Origin of the sequence: Lyngbya sp. CCY1209, from assembly GCF_035615495.1 — a bacterium.
GTDB lineage: Bacteria > Cyanobacteriota > Cyanobacteriia > Cyanobacteriales > Microcoleaceae > Limnospira.
In genome coordinates this window covers 1-3,117 of record NZ_JAJENU010000532.1, presented here as the reverse complement: position 1 = coordinate 3,117, position 3,117 = coordinate 1, and the positions used below count along the sequence as shown (strand labels likewise).

Annotated in this window: 1 protein-coding gene; it reads left to right on the top strand. The window is 55.4% G+C overall.

The features are described from left to right. The first annotated feature begins 144 nt into the window (after positions 1 to 144). Positions 145 to 2,934 carry a CHAT domain-containing tetratricopeptide repeat protein gene (locus LKE08_RS17590; RefSeq protein ID WP_324705552.1) on the top strand — a complete coding sequence of 930 codons (2,790 nt, stop codon included), beginning with the start codon at positions 145 to 147 and terminating at the stop codon, positions 2,932 to 2,934. Positions 2,935 to 3,117: the final 183 nt, after the last annotated feature.

Below are 3,117 nucleotides of genomic sequence, written 5' to 3'. Positions count from 1 at the left end.
TATCTCCCCCCTTACTCCCCCCTTTCAAAGGGGGGCTGGGGGGGATGGGGGTTGGGGGGGATGGGGGTTAGGGGGGCCCGTGCATAAACTGCCCAGCTTGCACTATATACATAAGATGGGTACAGGTACAGGATTGAGTTACCGATGAGAAAACCGAGGGTCTGCTCTGTCGCAGTCGCCATCATCGCCGCTTGTCTTTGCAGTGCCGGGGAAGCGGCGGGAACGCCACCAGTGACACAAAAAGAACGCATTGCCCAACAGTCCGACTCGGGTGCGGCGGATGCCAGCTTGCAACGGGCAATAGAACTGTTTCAAGAAGGAACGGCGGAGTCTTTACGGGCTGCCATTCCCTATTTTGAGGAGGCGGCAAGGTTCTATGAACAGGCCGGGAATTCCGCCCAGCAAGCTTTAGCTCAACTGGGTCTGGGTCGAGTCTACGATCTGTTGGCAAAAAAGCAGCGAGCCCTGGAGTATTACGAGCAAGCCTTGCCTTTGTTGCGGGCAGTGGGCGATCGCCCCGGGGAAGCCGTCGCCCTCAACAATATCGGTGGGATCTACGATGCCTGGGGGGAAAAGCGACAGGCTCTGGAATATTACGAACGAGCCTTGCCATTGAGACGGGCGGTGGACGATCGCGGCGGGGAAGCCAGAACCCTCAACAATATCGGTTTGGTTTACGATACCTTGGGGGAAAAGCAGCAAGCCCTGGAGTATTACGAACGAGCCCTACCCTTGTCCCGGGCCGTGGGCGATCGCCGACAAGAAGCCACCACCCTCACCAATATCGGTTTGGTCTACTCTGCCTTGGGGGAAAAGCGGCGGGCTCTGGAGTATTACGAACGGGCCCTGCCCTTGTCCCGAGCCGTGGGCGATCGCCGACAAGAAGCTAGAACCCTCAATAATATCGGTTGGGTCTACGATGCCTTGGGGGAAAACCAGCGGGCTCTGGAGTATTACGAGCAAGCCTTGTCTTTGTTGCAGGCGGTGGGCGATCGCCGACAAGAAGCCACCACCCTCACCAATATCGGTGTGGTCTACTCTGATTTGGGGGAAAACCGGCGGGCTCTGGAGTATTACGAGCGATCCCTGCCCTTGTCCCGGGTAGTGGGCGATCGCTCCGGGGAAGCCCTCACCCTCAATAATATCGGTGCGGTCTACTCAGATTTGGGGGAAAAGCAGACAGCCTTGGAGTATTACGAGCGAGCTTTGCCCTTGTCCCGAGCGGTGGGCGATCGCTCCGGGGAAGCCACCACCCTCGGCAACATTGCTGGGCTCCAACGTTCCCAAGGACAACTCACCGAAGCCCTCGCCAACATGGAACGGGCGATTGGCTTAATTGAAGAACTCCGCAGCCTCGCCCCATCTGGGGAACTCCGCCAAACCTTTTTCTCCACCGTTCAAGACCGTTACCAATTCTACATCGAACTCTTAATGCAACTGCATCAACAAAACCCCCAAAAAGGATATGATGCTCTTGCATTCTACGCCAGTGAACGTTCCCGCGCCCGCAGTCTCATCGAACTCCTCACCGAAGCCGGCGCCGACATCCGCAAAGGGGTTGACCCGGAATTGCTCGAAAAAGAGCGCGACTTACTCCGACAACTCAACGAGGTGGAACGCCGCCGCCACGACTTGGTGAGCGGTAACTACAGCGACGCCGAACTCGATGCCATCAACGAACAATCCCGAACCCTACTCGCCCAACTCGACCAACTCGAAACCCGAATTCGCGCCGTCAGCCCCGCCTACGCCAACCTCCAATATCCCGAACCTTTGACCCTCGAAGGCATTCAAAATCAGGTACTCGACGACGAAACCATCCTGTTGGAATACGCCCTCGGCGAAACGGAAAGCTATCTCTGGCTCGTCACCCAAAATAGCATCACCAGTTACGTCCTTCCTCCCCGAAAAGAAATCGAAACAGCCGTTGAAAATTTCCGGGCGTCCGTCACCTCCGACAACACCGCCGGACTGTCTTCAGGACTCCCCCTGAGCGAAATGATACTTGCCCCCGCCGCCGCCCAACTGGGCAACAAACGTCTATTAATTGTCGGGGATGGAGTCTTGCAATACGTCCCCTTCGTCGCCCTGCCGCTACCCGACTCTCCCGATACTCCCCTACTGGTTCAAAACGAAATTGTCACCCTTTCCTCAGCTTCCACCGTTGCCATTCAACGCCAACAACTCGCCAACCGTTCCCCGGCGGACAAAATCCTGGCGGTTTTGGCCGACCCCGTTTTCGACCCCGACGACCCCCGCATCACCGGAACCCCCCAACTGGCTTCAGCAACCCTCGACGAACTCGCCCTAGAACGCGCCACCCGCAATTTGGGATTAGGAGAAGGGGGAAACTCTTTTCCTCGCCTCAAATTCACTCGCGAAGAAGCCGAAACCATTCTAGCTTTAGTTCCCGAAAATCAACGGTTGCAAGCCCTAGATTTCCAAGCCTCCCGAGAAATAGCCACCGATTCAGATTTAGCACAATATCAAATCATCCACCTCGCCACCCACGGCCTCCTCGACCCCAAAAATCCGGAACTTTCGGGGGTGGTTTTATCCCTATTTGACGAAACCGGAACCCCCCAAAATGGATTCCTGCGCCTCGGGGATATTTTCAACTTGAATTTACCCGCCGAATTAGTCGTGTTGAGCGCCTGTCAGACCGGACTGGGAGAAAATATCAGCGGGGAAGGATTGGTGGGGTTGACTCGGGGTTTCATGTACGCCGGTTCCCGGCGGGTGGTGGTAAGTTTGTGGAGCGTCAACGACGCCTCAACTTCCGAGGTGATGGCGAGATTTTACCAGAAAATGCTCGAAGACGGACTCGATGCCGTTACCGCCTTAAGGGAAGCACAATTAGAAATGTGGAATTCCCAACAGTGGCAGTCTCCCTACTATTGGGCAGCATTTACAATACAGGGAGATTGGCAGTAGGAAATTGGGGCTTTAGTGTAGGGTGGGTTAGGCGGCTGAAACCCATGCTGTGAAAGCCATCTATAAATCCGCCGTAACCCACCGTTTAAGGTGTGTCGGTTCATATTGATAAAATCATGAATTTTGTATTTTGAATTGAAGGGGTGGTGGGTTACGGCGCGGATGAAAAGTTGTGGGTTTTTC